The following is a 17,019-nucleotide window of genomic DNA, read 5'->3' as shown; positions in this document are numbered from 1 at the left end:
AGCGCGATCAGAACGTCCACAGTGTCCCTGGCAGCTGTCGCTTTGAAGCGAACCGGAACGCCCGTGGAAATGGCGGGGCGGTGGACGTGAGCCGATCCGTACCGGCCCGAAGCGTCCGGTAGCTCATGGTCAAGGCAGCGCCTTCCGGTAGCGAACAGCCGGTCCCGCACTCACCGCCTGTGCCGCATGTACGATGGCGTTGGTGTCCAGGCCGTGGTGACGGTAGAGGTCCGCAATAGTCCCCGTCTGGCCGAAATGCTCGACCCCGAGCGCCTTCACGCGATGCCCGTTAACCCCACCGAGCCACGCGAGCGTCGCCGGGTGGCCGTCGATCACGGTGACGATGCCGCAGTCACGCGATAGCGGCGCGAGCAGCCGCTCGATATGACTCAGGGCGCCAATCGCGCCACGCTGCCGGGCTCGTTCCGCCGCCTGCCAGCCCGCATTAAGCCGGTCCGCGGAGGTGATCGCGAGCAGCCCGACATCGCGCCGGTCCTCCGCCAGAAGACCCGTCGCGGCAATCGCCTCCGGCGCGACAACGCCTTGGTAAGCAATGACGACACTCGCGTTCGGCCCGGGCGGACGCAGCCAATAGGCGCCATTGACGATGTCCCGCGCGAGCGCCGGTTTCATGTCGCGCAGCGGCTGCTCGAGCGGCCGGGTTGACAGGCGAAGATAGACCGATCCTCCGGTCTGATCACGCAGCCACGTCGTTTCATCCGGATTTCCCTCGCCATTACGTTGCATGTAATCGAAGGCAAAGCGCATGATCACGGACAGTTCGTCGACGAAGGCCGGTTCGAAGGCGCAAAGCCCATCCTGCGCCATGCCGATCAATGGGGTGCCGATCGACTGGTGTGCCCCGCCCTCGGGCGCCAGCGTCACGCCCGAGGGCGTTGCGACCAGCATGAAGCGCGCATCCTGATAGCAGGCGTAGTTTAGCTGGTCGGCCGATCGGTAGATGAAGGGATCATAGACTGTCCCGATCGGCAGTAGGCGCACGCCATTAATCGAGTGCGAGAGACCGAGCGCCCCGAGCATGATCATCAGGTTCGACTCGGCGATCCCGAGCTCGAGGTGCTGCCCCTTCGGCCCAAATTCCCAGGTAAAGGTCGACGGAATGCGTTCGGCCTTGAAGGTGTCCGCCATGGTCTCCCGGGCGAAAAGGCCGCGCCGGTTGACCCAGCCACCGAGATTGGTCGAGACCGTCACATCGGGCGAGGTGGTGACAATGCGGTCGGCAAGCAGACTGCGCTCTCGTGCGATGTCGTTCAGGATCTGGCCGAAGCCCATCTGGGTCGAGAGCGGCTTGCCGGGCTGCCCCGGTGACGGAAGGGTTTCGGGCACCGGCACCGACGGCGCAGACAGCCTCCTACGGCCCTCACTGAAGAACGGCGCCTTTGCGAAGAAGGCGTCAAGTTCCGCTTCCGGCAAGTTGGCGGCCGCCCATTTGTCCCACTCCTCACCCCGCTTTACGCCCATCTGCAGGCGGTAGTCTTCCATCTGCGTGGGCGTCATCTGCCCCGCGTGGTTGTCCTTGTGTCCGGCAAGCGGCAGACCGTAGCCCTTGATGGTGTAACAGATGAAGCAGACGGGACGGTCATGCTTGGACGCCGCCTCGAAGGCTTCGAGGAGGCTCGGCATGTCATGCCCGCCAAGGTTCGTCATCAACGCCTGCAACTCGTCGTCGGAGCGGCGTTCGATCAGAGTGGTTACCCGCCCTTGGTCTCCGATCTCGTCGAGCAGCCGCTTGCGCCAGGCAGCACCCCCTTGGAAGGTCAGCGCCGAATAGAGCTGGTTCGGACAGCGCTCTATCCACTCGAGCAGCTTCTCGCCCCCCGGCTCGGCAAAGGCAGCCTCTTGCAGAGCGCCGTGGCGCAGGACCATCACGTCCCAGCCGAAGTTGCGAAAAATCTGCTCGAACCGCTGCCAGAGGCCCTCCCGGATCACGGCGTCGAGCGACTGGCGATTGTAGTCGACCACCCACCAGCAGTTCCTGAGCCCGTGCTTCCAGCCTTCGATCAGGGCCTCGTAGATGTTGCCCTCATCCATCTCGGCGTCGCCGATCAGGCTGACCATTCGGCCCTCGGCACGCTCCTTCATCCAGCCGTGACCCGAGACGTAGTCCTGCACCAGCGACGAGAACAGCGTCTGAGCAACGCCGAGACCCACCGACCCGGTCGAGAAGTCGACATCGTCGACATCCTTCGTCCGCGAAGGGTAGCTCTGCGCGCCCTTGTAGCCGCGGAAGTTCATGAGCTTTTCGTGAGTCTGGTTGCCCGCCAGATACTGAAGTGCGTGGAAGATCGGCGCCGCATGGGGTTTGACCGCCACCCGATCCTGCGGGCGTAGGACCGAACCGTAGAGCGCGGTCATGATGGTGCTCAGCGACGCGGACGAGGCCTGATGCCCCCCGACCTTGATCTCATCGCCCTCGCGGACGTGGTTGGCGTGGTGGATCGTCCAGGCTGCGAGCCAGGAGACGCAGCGCTCGATCTCGTTCAGATATTCCAGTTTCCTCGTCATTCAGTTTCCCGCAAATAAGCTGCCGGTCTCACAGGACCCCCGCCCAAATGGTCAAAGATCGAGTTTCAACAAACCTGTCGCGCGCGACACGCAGGGGATGAAGCGGTGGCCGCGTGCCTCCTTGGACAGGACGGCATCCCGATGGATCGGCTGTCCCGCCAGCATTGCGCATTCGCAGGTCCCGCACACCCCATTCTCACACGAGGCCATCAACGGCACACCGGCCGCGCGCAGGGCCGCGAGCGCCGTGGTCTGCGCCGAAACCTCGACCATCCTGCCCTCACCCAGTTCTATGACGAATGGTTCCGGTGGCCCGCCATCAAACTCGGGAGGCTGGAAAGTTTCGAAATGAACAGTACCCTCGGGCCAGTGTTCGGCCGCGCGCCCCACAACCGCCATGAAGCCAGGCGGCCCGCAATAGTAAACCTGAGCCTCGGCCGAACGGTTCGCCAGCAGCGCGGCGATGTCCTGCCGGGTCTGAGGCTCGTCGTCGAAATGGATCCGCACATTGCCGCCAGGAAGATCGCGCCCAATCGCCGCCAAGAGTGGCGTGAGCGCCCGGCTGCGGGTGAAATAGTGCAACTCGAAGGGCTTGGCCTGCCGGGTGAGCGCGCGCGCCATGGCCAGAATCGGGGTGATCCCGATTCCCCCTGCCAGCAGCAAAGTCGGCCCCTCGCCTGACTTGAGCGCAAAATGGTTGCGTGGCGCGGAGACAGGCAGTGCGGAGCCGACGGCAATGGTTTCGTGGATCCACGCCGAGCCGCCACGGCCGTCATTCTCGCGCTTCACCGCGATGGTGTAGCGGCCAAGCTCGGTCGGGTCGCCGCAAAGTGAATACTGACGCACCTTCCCTTCAGGCAGATGGACGTCGACGTGAGAACCCGCTTCGAACGCCGGCAGCACAGGTTTACGTGGGTGTTTCAGGTCGATGACCAGCACGTCGCCCGGCTCCTTGCGGACGGCGGTCACGGTCAGCTTCATGATAATACGCGGCGAGGCCATGGCGTTTCACTCGTCGATGGGCAAGATCAGATCACCAGGGCGGATCACGCCCCCGACGTCGATTGTGCAGTTCAGGCCGGAGCGGTTCAGAAGCCCCTCGTAAAGACCCGAAAGCCCGAGCAACTCCTCGATATACTTGCACGGCACATTCATCCGGGCGGCCCTGAGAATCGTTTCCCCGACCCGGAAGCGTTTGCCGACAAGATGGCTAAGCGGAACGCCTCGTGTCGTAAGATTGCGCCGGTGATCTTCGGGTGCGAGCTTGGCCTTGAAGCCCGGAATTCTGGGTTCGCCCTGCGCGATGGCGTCCAAGACTTCAGCTTCGATCAGCGTCACTTCGCGAACGTCAGGACGCGCGGAATAGGTCCCCGTCCCCAAGTAGTAGCGGTCTCCGACAATGCCTTGGCCGGCAATAAGCTGCGCCTGCGCCAGCTCCTCCATTTCATAGGAGGCAGCGGGCGCGATATGGACGTGAAGCAGCTTTCCTCGCCAGGTCATCATCGCTCTCGGAATTCGTCTCGTGGAACCTGCTGCAAAACTGGCCTGATCAACAGCGCCAGTTGCATGGCATTTTACCGGTCCAGTTGGCTGTCTGGAAAGAAATACGAGGGGTCTCGGACCGTTTTCAGCGCCAGCTTTCGACGTCGCCCCGTCTCAGTTGTTCCGCGCCGGCATCGCGTCTTGCACCTGCTTGACAACCTCTCGCAGGACCTCAACGCCCTTCCCGATCTGCCGAATGCTCAAGGCGGCATAGCCCATGACAAGTCCGACGCGATCGGTGCGGCCTTCGTCCGATGGCCGTACGTAGAGCGGCGAGATCAAGTGTAGCCCCAGGCCAGCGTCGCGGGCGGATTCGACCAAGGCCGTTTCCCGCGATCGTGGCAGGTCATTGAACCAAACCGCGACGTGCAGTCCCGCATCAGCTCCCTGGACAGTGATGCGATCCCCGAAGCTGTGCTGCAAGGCACCCAACAACGTTTCCCGACGCTCGCCGTTCAGCCTGCGCACACGGCGCACATGGCTTTCGTAGCCGCCGCTCTCGATCAACGATGCCAGCGCTTCCTGTTCAGCGACCGGCGAATGCCGGTCTGCGAATTGTTTGGCGGTTGCGAAGACGTCCTGCAATTCGGGCGGGAGGACGAGGTAGCCGATGCGCAGCATCGGCGAGAGCGTTTTGGAGATCGTGCCGAGATAGATGACAGCCCCGTGGTCCTCGAGACTGTGCAGCGGAGGGACCGGATTGATGTCGTAGCGATATTCGCTATCGTAGTCGTCCTCGATCACATAGGCGTTGTTGTGCCGCGCCCATTCCAGAAGCTGATGGCGGCGCGCGATCGGCATGACGCCGCCCAGCGGAAACTGATGCGATGGCGTCACATAAGCCAGTCGTGCTCCGATCCCCGCCAGCAACTCGGTCCTCATCCCGTCTTCGTCGACGATGACCGGGATGGGTGAAGCACCCGTACTGGCAAAGACCTGACGCGCCATCCTGTAGCACGGATCCTCGATGACGAAGCGGTCGGCGGGATCGAGAAGCAGGCGCGCGCACAGATCAAGGCCCTGCTGCGAACCGCTGACGATGACGATCTGGTCGAGGTCGCAGCTCAGGGTCCGGGCGCGCCAGAGATATCCCTGAAGCGCCTGGCGGAGCCGGCGCGAGCCGCGAGGATCGTCATAGGCAAGACGCAGCGGGCGCTGCCCCATCGCCTCGTTCATCGCGCGTTTCCAGACCAATGATGGGAAATCCGACGGTGCCAGGTCCCCATAGCGGAACTCGACCTTCAGCCCAGTCGGCAGATAATCTGACCAGGGTGACGTCGCGCGCAGCCGCTCGCCATATGCGGACAGGTGGATTGGGCCGACCCGTTTCGCGTGAGTGCGGCCCGTCTCATGGCCGATCAACGAAGACGCAACGCGAGGTCGCGCGCCTTGACGGGCTTCGATGAAACCCTCCGCAGCCAGTTGCTCATAGGCGACCGTCACCGTGGTTCGCGAAACGCCGAGGTCATTTGCCAGGGCCCGGGAGGATGGCAACTGACTGCCGGTTTCGTAGACGCCGCCGAGGATTTGCTCGCGAAGGGCTTCGTATATCTGGCGTGCACCCATCGCATGCAAGCGCGCTGCAGACCCGGCACTTGAAGACTGGACCATCTCTTTCATCGCCAACTGGATATTTCACATTGGCCAGGTTGCCGTCAATCTTTCGGAACCCCAAGAAAGATCGCAGAGGCCGAATGACCAGCTCCCATCAATCCGAAACCGATACTCCCACGGGGTCGCTCAACCGCACCAGCCCCGGATTTGCCACCCGGGCGATCCATCATGGCTACGATCCGGCCGGCTTTTCCAATGCCGTCCAGCCGCCAGTGTTCCTGACGTCAACCTATGGGTTCGAAAGCGTGGCAGCAAACGATGCCGCCGCCGCCCTTGGTGGACGGCTCTATGCGCGCGAATACAATCCCACGACCGAGATCCTCGAGCAGCGGCTCGCGATTCTGGAAGGAGCCGAGGCGGGGCTGGTTGTTGCCTCGGGGATGGCGGCCTTCGGCACTCTGATCCTGTCGCTCCTGTCCCAGGGCGATGAACTCATCGTCCACAAGACGCTTTATGCGAACACGCTTGCCATGGTCGAACAGGCGGTCCCCCGCTTCGGCATCAAGGTCGTCGCGGTCGATCTGTCAAATCCCCAAAATCTCGACGCTGCGATCACCGAGCGGACGCGACTGGTTTTCTTCGAGACGCCGGTGAATCCGCTGAGCCGCATCCTCGACATAGCGGCAATTGCCGAGCGCGCTCACGCGCGCGGTGTAAGGGTTGCAGTCGACAGCACCTTCGCCTCGCCCGCGCTCCAGCGACCGCTTGAGCACGGGGCGGACATCGTGCTCCATTCGCTGACCAAGTACATCAATGGTCATGGCGATGCCCTTGGCGGGGCGCTTCTCGGCGACGCCCAAACGCTCCGTACGCTGCATGAAACGGGCCTGCGCTACATCACCGGCGCAGCGCTCTCGCCGATGTCAGCTTTCCTGATCCTGCGCGGTCTCAAGACGCTGACGCTGCGTATGGAACGGCACAGCGCCACGGCCCTTGCGGTGGCTCGGGCGCTGGAAGCGCACCCGGCGGTGGCATTTGTGAGTTATCCGTTCCTGGACTCGCACCCTGATCAGGTGACGGCGCGAAAACAGATGTCCAACGGATCGGGCATGTTGGCCTTTGGCCTCCACGCTGGATACGAAGGAGCGCGCCGGATGATGGACCGGCTCAACCTGATCATTCGCGCCGTCAGCCTCGGCGATGCCGACAGCCTCATCTATCATCCAGCAAGCCTCACCCGTGCTCGGCAGCCGATCCGCAAGGATGCCCATTTGGCCGATGGAGTGGGCGAGGACCTCATGCGTCTTTCGGTGGGGCTTGAAGACGCTGATGATCTGATCGCCGATCTGCGGCGGGCTTTGGACGTCTTGTAATGACCTGGCGTGCGGTCACCTCTGCGCTCACACATAGATCTGGAGCCTTGCCATGGCATTCCTGAGCGGTCTTTCCGCGTTCCCCATCACCCCAACCAATCGTGACGGCCGCGTCGATAGCGTTGCCCTGCGCAGGCTGATTGCTCGGCTTGGCATTGCTCAGGTCGATTCCATCGGTCTTCTCGGCAGCACCGGCACATACATCTATCTGTCGCGCGAGCAACGGCGGCGGGCGCTCTCCGAGACCTTGGACCAAACGGCGGGGCAAATGCCGGTCGTGGTGGGTGTGGGCGCGCTGCGCACCGATGAAGCCGTGGGGCTCGCGCAAGACGCCAAGGCCCTTGGAGCAGCTGCGGGTTTGCTTGCCGCCGCCTCCTACACCCCGCTTACTGATGACGAGGTGTTAGAACATTTCTCCACTGTGGCGCGCGAAAGTGGCCTGCCGATCGTCGTCTACGACAATCCAGGAACGACGCATTTCCATTTCAGTCCACCCCTTGTCAGCCGCCTGGCAAAGGTGGCTGGGATTGTCGCCATCAAGAATCCGACAGACAAAAGCGATGCGATCAAGAACCACCTGACCGCCCAGAGGCGTACACTGCCGGAAGGGTTCTCGATTGGTTACAGCGGCGACTGGAACGCCGCCGAGGCCATGATCGCCGGCGCCGACACATGGTACAGCGTCCTCGCGGGCATCCTGCCCGAGGTCTGCATGACGATCGTCACAGCGGCGCAACAGGGCGATGCGGCCGAAGCGCGACGGATCAATGCCGCGCTGGTCCCGATCTGGAGCCTCTTCAAGGAGTTCTCGAGCCTTCGCGTCGTCTATGCACTCGCTGAATTGCTCGACGTTTGCAGTGCCGAACCCCCGCGTCCCATCCTGCCTCTGCCCCCAGCAGCGAAGCGCCAGATCGCCGCCGCGTTGAAAGGTTTGCCATCGGATGCCAGCCGGTGAACAGCAAACCCCGTTCGGCAAGTGAAAGGTATTTACCCGCTCATTTCGAGAACTGATCGAAAACAACGCACTCGGCGTGCTGATAGCCATGGCTGGAGCGGTCTCGACGCCAATCACACCCCCTTCGAACTCGACAATCGACTGCGGAGGTACAGACTGCGCAGGCACTCCGCCCATGCCGCACCGTTCGCCTTCAAACTAGGAATCGGTGGTTTATCCATTGGAATGGCATCGAGCCGGCGCTTTACTTCCGGCCCGGTGCGCGCATTGAAGCCAGTGCCAATGCCGCCGGCGAACACCATATTTCCGTCCTCGACATTCGCCAGAGCACGCTTCCCGACCGCCGTAACTGTTGCCGGGTTCGCAGCCGATGACGATGAACTCATCACTCAGCACGCATTTTGTCTCACCCATTCTTGGCGCCGGCCGGATCGATATGGACTGACACGCAGCTTGGAGACGATGCCCTCGAGGCCGAACTGGGAGACTTGCGCGAGAATGTCGCTGCCGCCGCTGATCTCGTCGCTCAGAACGATGCCGTTTGGCGGCGTCTCAGCAGGTTAACTAGCGCTTTGCGCCGATCGACGAGTGGCCGATCGCAAGACGATCTTGAGCAGGTCGAAGCCGGCAAGCATGGTCCTGACGTCTCCCGCCGCGGCCAAGACCCGCTGAAGACTGGGAATGCGCGACAAGCCTTCTGGTCAACGACGAACGCCTCACCGTCTACTATCGCGTCCGAGGCGCCGAGCTCGGCCACCGCCCGGGACGATAGCCGGAAACCTGAGGGTCCAGTCGTGGAGGTTGCGGGTCGAGGTAGGCCCCCATCGATAGTAGTCCCATTTCATTTCGTGTAGCCAATCAGGGCCCTGCCGGACGCGGCCGACCAGCGGTCGATGTTCGCGACGACCCGAATGTCCAGTCTCGTGTAACCCAGCCTAAAGCGGCCTGTCCGCCCAAAAAATGACATTCAGTTGCCTCCAGCCTTTCGACACGACCCACTTCACGATCTCGTAACTCGCCAACCTAGCGGCTTGTTGCTTGAGCTGCGCGTTCCTACGGTGTGGTCGCTAGGCCTCAGCAACAAGAGCTCGGTTGCCAGGCGGGCGGAGGCTCAACGAGATAGCCAGCTCAGGACAAGGAGAGCAAGCAATGGTCGCTTTTACCCTCAATGGCGAGGCGCGAACACTTGACGTCGATCCAGAGATGCCGCTGCTCTGGGCGGTCCGTGACGTCATCGGACTCACGGGAACAAAATTCGGTTGCGGGCTTGCCCAGTGCGGCGCTTGCACGGTTCACGTTAACGGCATGCCGACGCGCTCGTGCCAGACCGCAGTCGGCGACATCCAAGGAGCCTCGATCACCACCATTGAGGGTGTGTCGGGCAAGATAGGCGAAACGGTCCAGGCCGTGTGGGCCGAGTTCGACGTACCTCAATGCGGCTATTGCCAGTCTGGCCAGATCATGTCGGCCGTGGCCCTCCTTACAGAAACGCCTAAGCCGTCGGACGATGATATTGATTCGGCGATGAGCGGCAATCTCTGCCGCTGCGCCACCTATCATCGCATCCGCGCGGCCATCCACGAGACCGCCAACCGGCTGGAGACTTGAGGCATGTCGCAGTTTCTCTCGAAGCATAACTCCGTGCGGCCCACGCGCCGCCGGTTCCTCGTCGGCGCGGGCGTCACCACCGCTGGCCTCGCCGTAGGCTACCGGCTAGTGCTGGCGGCGTCCGACATCGCACAAACGACTACTGCAAAGGTTCAGGCGAACCCCTTCCAGACCTATGTCGAGATCACAAAGGAGAACCGAATCATCATCTACTCCTCGCAGTTCGAGATGGGACAAGGCTCCTATTTCGGCATCGCCACCCTGGTTATGGAAGAGCTCGACGGCGACTGGGCGCAGGTGGACGTGGTCGGCGGATATGGCAATACCGCGCTCTACGGCAATCTCGCCTGGGGCGGGGCCGCACAGGCAACCGGTGGCTCCACGTCGATGAGTTCGTCGTGGGAACGCTACCGCAAGGCGGGTGCTGCCGCACGGGCCTTGCTGGTGGCGGCCGCGGCGCAGCGGTGGGATGTGCCAGCCGGCGAGATCAAAGTCGCTTCCGGGGTCGTGTCGCACGCCTCAGGGATGCAGGCGCGCTACGGTGACCTGGCTGAAGCCGCAGCGGGAATGCCGGTGGACGACGTGCCGCTAAAGCCGCGCGACAAGTGGGCCCAGATCGGATCGGACAGCCTCAAGCGCTACGATTCCGCCGGCAAGACCAACGGCGCGCAGACCTACACGATCGACCTCATGATGGAGGGACTCCAGACGGCCGTTATGATCCATCCGCCGAAGTTCGGCGCCGAGATCGAGAGCTTCGACGCAACCAAGGCGAAGGCACTCGACGGCATTGTCGATGTCGTCCAGACGCCGCGAGGCATTGCCGTGGTTGGCAGGGACACCTGGACGGCGCTCAAGGGCCGCGAACTCGTGGAGGTGACCTGGAACGAGGAGAAGGCCGAAGGGCGCGGCACGGCCGAGATCATGGCCGAATACAACAAGGCAGCAGACGATCTGGGCGCGGCCACCGCGCGCGACGACGGTAACACTCCCGCAGCGTTCGCCAGTGCTGAGAAAATCATCGAGGGGCACTACGAATTCCCCTATCTTGTCCATGCTTCAATCGAGCCACTCAACGCGGCCGCCCGCATCAACGAAGACGGCACCATCGACGTCTGGGGCGGACACCAGATGCCCGACCTTTATCAGGCGGCTGCCGCTCAGGTAGGCGGCACCACGCCGGACAAGGTGAGGCTGCACGTGATGAAGACCGGCGGCAGTTTCGGCCGCCGCGCGGTCTTTGATGCAGATGTCATTATCGAAGCTGTTTCCACAGCGCGTGCACTGGGACGCGGCAAGCCAGTGAAGGTGCAGTGGACCCGCGAGAATGACATGCGGGGTGGGCGGTACCGGCCGGCCTATGTGCATGCAGTCAAGGCGGGGCTCGACAAGAAAGGCAATGTCGTCGCTCTCCATGACCACATCGTGGGCCAATCGGTCTTGGGCGGTTCGACCTCTGCGGCGATGATCAAGAACGGCATCGATCCAACCTCCGTAGAGGGCGCCACCAACCTGCCCTATGCGATCCCGAACCTGAAGGTCGAGCTGACCACCACGGACGTGAACATCCCGGTGCTGTGGTGGCGTTCGGTAGGCTCCACCCACACCGCTTACGCGGTGGAAACCCTGATCGATGAGCTCGCCGCCGCTGCGAACCGTGATCCGGTCGACTTCCGCTTGTCAATGCTCGGTCACCATCCACGGCATGCCGCCGTGCTTAAAGTGGCTGCTGAGAAGGCAGGCTGGGACAAGCCTCTGCCGGAAGGCCGTTTCCGCGGCGTGGCCCTGCATGAAAGCCTCTCGACCTATGTCGCCGATGTGGTGGAGATCACCCTCAACGATGAAAATGGTTTCAAGGTCGACCGCGTCGTCTGCGCGGTAGATTGCGGCACCGCGATAAATCCTGACCAGATTCGCGCTCAGATGGAGGGCGGTATCGGATTCGGGCTAGGTGCGATCCTCCAGGAGGAGCTGACCCTGAAGGGCGGTGTCGTAGACCAAGAGAACTACGATACCTATACACCGCTCAGGATCGAGCAGATGCCGCGAGTCGAGGTGCACATTGTGCCGTCCGAGGAGCCGCCCACGGGAGTTGGTGAGCCAGGTGTGCCGCCTATCGGCCCGGCCGTCGCCAACGCGCTACGGGCGGCGACGGGCAAGACTATCCGCAAGCTGCCGATTATAAAGAACATGTCAGGAATGACACCATGAAACAGCCGCGATGAAGATCGCGCCGTTTTCGAAACGCCTCCTGACAGGCGCTCATCTCCATGGGTCAAATTCCGGCGGCTGCCCGCTCCAATATCCGGTTTGGAGACGGCACCCCGTGTTCTGAACGACCACAGACGGGCCTTGGCGCCGGTTCCACTGAAGAACCGCTTTCGAGACGCAAATGCGTCCACTCCATGAAGAGCACAACCGTATAGCACCAGGAAGGCTAGCTACCTCCATCGCTCTCCATCGCTTCGGAGACCCAGGCCCTCTGAAAACCGAACCTCCCGAGCTCAGAGGCGCTCGTGATCACAATCGCGCTGGTGCGTGGATCATTGTTCAAGGGTTTGCCGATAGGCAGGCGAGATGGCCGATCGACATGATCTTCGCCCGATGCTCTACAAACACAATGCCAGCCGCTGTCACGGAGTCGCGAAGACGAAGGCAATGTGGGTCGACGCCGATACTCATCGTTTGGTTGACAGAGCGCTTGGAATGCCATGCGCTTCACATCGGAGTAGCCATCCGGGAAGCCTGAAGCGCTTTGAAAACGCATGTGCTGCGGCTGTTATTCATAGCGTGGATGACTTTGATCAAAACAATCGATTTCATCACCCTTCCGGAATCGTGCATGGACAAAAAAGAGCCTCACGCACCAATCACACGCTGCTCTATCGCGTGACGAAAGCTGCCTTAGGAATAATCCAAAGGAGAAAATCTTCCATGCGCCCTGACGTGCAGTGGAGGTCGTGCCGAGAAAGTGAGTTGCAACTGGCCGACAATGTCGGGCGGTGCGACCATGGTCGCTTCGGAGAATGAAATCGGGCCAGTTCACGGGGCGGTACTGTTATTCGTCGACGGCCGCCCTTCCCAAGAACAGGCGGCATCGCAAGTTGGTTCTGCCGATCAAAACGACATTGCCGGATACATGTCAGCAGCCGCTCAGGATTGGACGATCCAGCCAAGCTCTCGGCGTGATGGCACCGTAGGTGTCACAGTCGAAGCATCTCATTGATCGTTTATGAGGCTTTCTTCGATGCCGCTGATGCCTGACGGGCGGTCGCAGCTGCAGGCGACAACACGGCCTATTTAGTTGGAACAGTCGAGGTAAGCCAATTTGGCTTCCCGTTACTATTTGGAGAAAGAAATGCTGTGTCTAGGAATCAGCGGCGGACTTGACCAAGTCCATGAAAACCGATTCGAGCGTCCGAACGCCTTTATGCACGATGGCGCCGCGGTGCTCGTCCGAGACGGAAAGGTGATAGCCGCCGTAGAAGAGGAACGCCTCAATCGAATCAAGCACTCGAACAAGCTGCCAAGTGGTTCGATTCAATACTGTCTTTCGACGGCCGGGGTTCAGCTCAGCGACATTGATCGTGTCGCGGTCTACGCCAGCGAGCCCTACGCCAACGCCATGCTTGAAGGTATGTCCGCTTCCCAACCAGACATTCTCTCCATTCCGTTGGATGCTAAAATGTTGGTGCAGAACCTGTTAGCGCGTGAGTTCGGCACTAAGTTGGACAGTTCACGTATTTCATTCGTAGGTCATCATCAGGCGCACGCCGTGAGCGCCTTTGCAATGTCGGGCTTCGAACAAAGTCTCATTCTAGCGATTGATGGCTGTGGTGATTTCCTGTCGGGCCTTGTGGCGGTAGGGTCTGGCACAGAAATTACGCAAATCGAGGCTTTCCCGGAGGACAATTCTCTGGGGCTGTTTTATCTCGAGACGATCCGCTGTCTCGGCTACGGCTTGTTCGACGAGTATAAGGTAATGGGACTCGCGCCCTATGGCGACCCCGCTCCCTATCGCGAGCTCTTCGAGCAGTTCTACGAGCTCTCCGCCAACGGTGGCTACCGTGTTCACCTCGACCGCATCGGTCCGGCGTTGCTCCGCAACATCGAGATCAGGCGAAAGGGAATGCCTTTCACCCAGCAGCATCGAGATGTGAGTGCGTCACTGCAGGAAGCGCTTGAGCGGATCGTGTTCCACATTCTCCGGCACCACCGTGAGGCCACCGGCATGAAGCGGTTGTGTCTGGCGGGAGGGGTAGCCCACAACTGCACGATGAACGGCAAGCTGCTGTATTCAGGGCTTTTCGAAGACATCTTCGTGCAACCCGCGTCTCACGACGCTGGCTGCGCATTGGGAGCTGCGCTGATAGTCTCTAACGAGATGGGCCGCCCCGCGCCGCGTGAGCGACTGCAGGAGGTCTATTGGGGTCCTGATCTCGGGAGCGACCGCGCCGTGGAACAGGAACTGAATGCATGGGCCGGACATCTCGAGGTTGAACGCTCTTATGACGTAGCGATCAGTGCAGCCGACTGGATCGCCAACGGCGCCGTGATCGGCTGGGTGCAGGGTCGTTCGGAGTTTGGGCCACGTGCGCTGGGCAACCGCAGCATTCTTGCCGACCCTCGGCCCGCTGCGAACAAGGACCGGATCAATGCCATGGTCAAGAAGCGCGAAGGCTACAGGCCTTTCGCACCATCTGTGCTGGAAGAGGATGCGAGCGAATTTTTCGACCTCCCGGACGGTAAGCACGAATTTCCATTCATGAATTTCGTCGTTCGCGTGCGTGACTCAAAGCGCGCCTTGTTGGGTGCCATTACGCACGTCGACGGTACGGCTCGGCTGCAAACAGTATCGCGCGATGCCAACCCAGCTTACTGGGAGGTCATCAATGCCTTCAAGAAGCGGACAGGCACTCCAATTCTGCTCAATACGTCCTTTAACAACAATGCTGAACCGATCGTGGATACGGTTGCAGACGCGATTGCCACATTTTTGACGACAGAGCTGGATGGACTTGTGGTCGGGCCCTTCCTGGTAAAAAAACGGGCTGCAACGCTGCAGGATTGGACTGCGCTTGCGATTTCATTGCCTCCCTCAGTCTCCCTCCATCAAACCCGTGCTTACACAGCGCGAGATCATCAGGAGACTGTCTGCGAGATTATTCCGAACCACTCCAGCATTGACAGTGTGCGAATTTCAAACGACTTGTTTAATCTACTGATGCGGATCGAGGGCGAAGCCGTGTTGCGAGATCACCTCAATATGATTGAGCCGGATCAGGCCAGGCATGCAGCTCTAATGGAGGGCCTGCGAAGACTGTGGGAGCAGCGCCTGGTTCGGTTGCATCCCTCACAAGCTGGTCGGATGGATCATGGGTCCGATCAAACGCTGGACCAGCCCAATAAGCAATCAGCCTGATAGAGATGCACCTCAAGCTCGGCCAATCAAGGGTGTTTGTCGACCCCGCCTGCGAGCTCCCGCTGTGATTACGGGGTCGTCGCCTACGCGGCGGCGCCCACCAACATCTCCATCAGTCGCTTCGGCGACAAAGCCAATCATCTCCCGTAAGAGCAAGTGCTTTCGGGCAAGGTCTGCAGGTTCAAGGAGTTCGTTGAAGGCGCCGCCAGCTGGAGCTGCGTCGAGCGCATCATCGCGCATGGTCGAGCTCGGCGCCCAAGGGAAATCGCCCAATTCGACACGCGTGCGTTTGCGCCTCATTCAAAACCGCTGCGCGGGTGGTCGAGGTGAAATCGGAAGTCCGTCTGTGCCAGCCGACGACGTTCCCGCAGCGCATCCTGCACATCGCCCTCGATCGCATTCCTCAACTCGCGACATACGACGGGGCGCAGGCGCCGGAAACGAACCCGCCCACCGCAACCTGCAAACTCCCGCCTGTCCTCACGACGGAGCAATCCTGTCGCCTGACCAGGCGCGTGGAAAAGCATCACAAGGGTGACCACAGCGTCGCTTCAGGCCGTCAAACGCTATTGCCGTGCGTCAAGGCGGACTAGGTGACCCGTCGGGAAGCCGGCACCAGCGGCTTTGTCGGGACAAGACACATGCTATTGGGATTTGACCGCCGCAGCCGCGAGCATCGCTTCTCCCATCGCAATGGCCCCTTGGGCACGCAGCATTTCGCCAGGGTTCTGAATGTCGCGCAACTCTTTGTTCTGGCTGAGTTTTGATTTTCCAACCAGGCCGGTGATCTCGATCTCCAAGGCGACGATTGCCCTGACCATCGTGTCGATGAAGTCCTTCGGCGCGTCGCCCATCTTCCATGGGACCGGCTGCGAGGCTTCTTGCATGTGAGTGAGCTTCGCCACGTTGCGGCGCACATACCGCTCATCATCCCGGACAGTGATGCGTCCGTGGGCATGGACGACGAGATAGTTCCAGGTCGGCACCTGCTTGTGGAATTCATGCTTGCTCGGATACCAGTTCGGCGAGATGTAAGCGTCGGCCTCACGGAAGATTACGAGAACCTCATCGCCATTGGCGACTTCCTCCCAGACTGGGTTCTTGCGAGCGACATGGCAATTGAGAACGCCCTTGTCTCCCTTCGAGCGGTCAAGCTCGAAAGGGAGGTGGTTCGCGTCCAGCGTGCCTTTGCTTTGGGTGACGAGGATACCCAGCGGGTGTCTCTCGATAAGGTCAAACAGGGCGTTCTGATCAGGGACGGCAAAATGAGGCGGAACGTACAACGGTTTATCTCCTGTCGCGAATGTCGGGTTTTTGGTAATCGGCGGGGCCTTACGGAACGTGCCCCTGAATCTTCGCTGCCGTCGACGAGTGCCCCGGATTTCGGTGTCCACCACGCTCAAGCACCGCCATCGTGAAGTGGGCGGGCACATCAGATGCCGCCGCATATGAGTGAGGTTGGTCAGTGACAAGCCGCGCACTCTCGCCTTCGCTTAAAATTTCCACGTGGGTACCTACCACAACGCTCAGGGCACCCTGACTGACCGAGATCAGCTCGCGCGTATCCGGACTATGAGCGTCCGCGGAAAACACATCGCCCGGCATCATGACCCAGCTCCACAGTTCGAACATCGTGCGTCCCGAGGTCGACGAATGCAGTTGCGCAGAGCTTCCCTTGGCGCTCGTCCAAAGCCTCCTGGTCTCTGTCCGCTCGATGGGAAGGCGCACCGTGGAAGGGTGCTCGTTCAACAAATCGGCCACCGAGAGCGAAAACGCCGCCGCCAGCCGACACAGTATGCCGATACTGGGGTTCGCCCTACCCTGCTCCATCGCGACCACGGTTCCCTTCGATAGGCCACTTAGTTTAGCCAGGCGATCCAGGGTCAGGCTTTGGTCACGCCTCAAGTCTCGGATCCGGGCTGCTATCGCTTGCCCAAGCGCTTGCTCGGCATCAAACGCTTCCGTAACATTGGTCATTATATTGACTTGGGTCCTCGGCTCACGTATTGCGGTCAGTATAATGACCGGCACGAAATTGC

Annotated in this window: 13 protein-coding genes; 6 read left to right on the top strand and 7 right to left on the bottom strand. The window is 61.1% G+C overall.

Annotated features, from left to right (window positions below; all coding sequences use genetic code 11):
- Positions 1-129: 129 nt before the first annotated feature.
- The 4 genes from NKI96_RS26775 to pdxR all read right to left on the bottom strand — a co-directional run bounded on the left by NKI96_RS26775 (position 130) and on the right by pdxR (position 5,688).
- A complete protein-coding gene (locus NKI96_RS26775) occupies positions 130-2,526 on the bottom strand; it encodes a transketolase (RefSeq protein ID WP_023711835.1) in 2,397 nt (798 codons plus the stop codon).
- 51 nt (positions 2,527-2,577) lie between these two features.
- A complete protein-coding gene (locus NKI96_RS26770; protein ID WP_023711836.1) occupies positions 2,578-3,528 on the bottom strand; it encodes a PDR/VanB family oxidoreductase in 951 nt (316 codons plus the stop codon).
- 6 nt (positions 3,529-3,534) lie between these two features.
- Positions 3,535-4,026 carry an MOSC domain-containing protein gene (locus tag NKI96_RS26765; RefSeq protein WP_023711837.1) on the bottom strand — a complete coding sequence of 164 codons (492 nt, stop codon included), beginning with the start codon at positions 4,024-4,026 and terminating at the stop codon, positions 3,535-3,537.
- A gap of 156 nt (positions 4,027-4,182) precedes the next feature.
- The gene (pdxR, locus tag NKI96_RS26760) at positions 4,183-5,688 is read right to left on the bottom strand and encodes a MocR-like pyridoxine biosynthesis transcription factor PdxR (protein WP_031198324.1); all 1,506 of its coding nucleotides are present in this window, start codon (positions 5,686-5,688) and stop codon (positions 4,183-4,185) included.
- 74 nt (positions 5,689-5,762) lie between these two features.
- On the opposite strand from pdxR, the gene NKI96_RS26755 reads away from it, so the two are divergent.
- A complete protein-coding gene (locus NKI96_RS26755; RefSeq protein WP_023711839.1) occupies positions 5,763-6,995 on the top strand; it encodes a trans-sulfuration enzyme family protein in 1,233 nt (410 codons plus the stop codon).
- Positions 6,996-7,047: 52 nt separating this feature from the next.
- On the top strand, positions 7,048-7,950 hold the full coding sequence (locus tag NKI96_RS26750; RefSeq protein ID WP_023711840.1) for a dihydrodipicolinate synthase family protein: 903 nt from the start codon (positions 7,048-7,050) through the stop codon (positions 7,948-7,950).
- Positions 7,951-8,063: 113 nt separating this feature from the next.
- Here the strand turns inward: NKI96_RS26750 and NKI96_RS26745 are convergent, their stop codons facing one another.
- Complete coding sequence (locus NKI96_RS26745) at positions 8,064-8,252, bottom strand: hypothetical protein (RefSeq protein WP_156935522.1); 189 nt, start codon at positions 8,250-8,252, stop codon at positions 8,064-8,066.
- Positions 8,253-9,099: 847 nt separating this feature from the next.
- Here NKI96_RS26745 and NKI96_RS26740 point away from each other — a divergent pair.
- From NKI96_RS26740 to NKI96_RS26725, 4 genes are all read left to right on the top strand, one after another.
- The gene (locus NKI96_RS26740) at positions 9,100-9,558 is read left to right on the top strand and encodes a (2Fe-2S)-binding protein (protein WP_023711841.1); all 459 of its coding nucleotides are present in this window, start codon (positions 9,100-9,102) and stop codon (positions 9,556-9,558) included.
- Positions 9,559-9,561: 3 nt separating this feature from the next.
- Positions 9,562-11,769: a xanthine dehydrogenase family protein molybdopterin-binding subunit gene (locus tag NKI96_RS26735; RefSeq protein ID WP_023724130.1), complete on the top strand. Its 2,208-nt coding sequence runs from the start codon at positions 9,562-9,564 to the stop codon at positions 11,767-11,769.
- Positions 11,770-12,135: 366 nt separating this feature from the next.
- Complete coding sequence (locus NKI96_RS26730; protein ID WP_156936514.1) at positions 12,136-12,588, top strand: hypothetical protein; 453 nt, start codon at positions 12,136-12,138, stop codon at positions 12,586-12,588.
- A 328-nt stretch (positions 12,589-12,916) separates the two neighbouring features.
- A complete protein-coding gene (locus NKI96_RS26725; RefSeq protein WP_023724131.1) occupies positions 12,917-14,980 on the top strand; it encodes a carbamoyltransferase family protein in 2,064 nt (687 codons plus the stop codon).
- Positions 14,981-15,624: 644 nt separating this feature from the next.
- On the opposite strand, the gene NKI96_RS26720 is transcribed toward NKI96_RS26725, so the two are convergent.
- Both NKI96_RS26720 and NKI96_RS26715 read right to left on the bottom strand, forming a co-directional pair.
- Positions 15,625-16,263, bottom strand: coding sequence for an FMN-binding negative transcriptional regulator (locus tag NKI96_RS26720; RefSeq protein WP_023672382.1), 639 nt, complete (start codon positions 16,261-16,263; stop codon positions 15,625-15,627).
- A gap of 49 nt (positions 16,264-16,312) precedes the next feature.
- On the bottom strand, positions 16,313-16,957 hold the full coding sequence (locus NKI96_RS26715) for a helix-turn-helix domain-containing protein (protein WP_023704120.1): 645 nt from the start codon (positions 16,955-16,957) through the stop codon (positions 16,313-16,315).
- Positions 16,958-17,019: the final 62 nt, after the last annotated feature.

The organism is Mesorhizobium sp. M0292, from assembly GCF_040321695.1.
Taxonomy (GTDB): domain Bacteria; phylum Pseudomonadota; class Alphaproteobacteria; order Rhizobiales; family Rhizobiaceae; genus Mesorhizobium.
The sequence above is the reverse complement of the archived record's forward strand: the minus strand, read 5'-3'. Positions and strand labels throughout refer to the sequence as shown.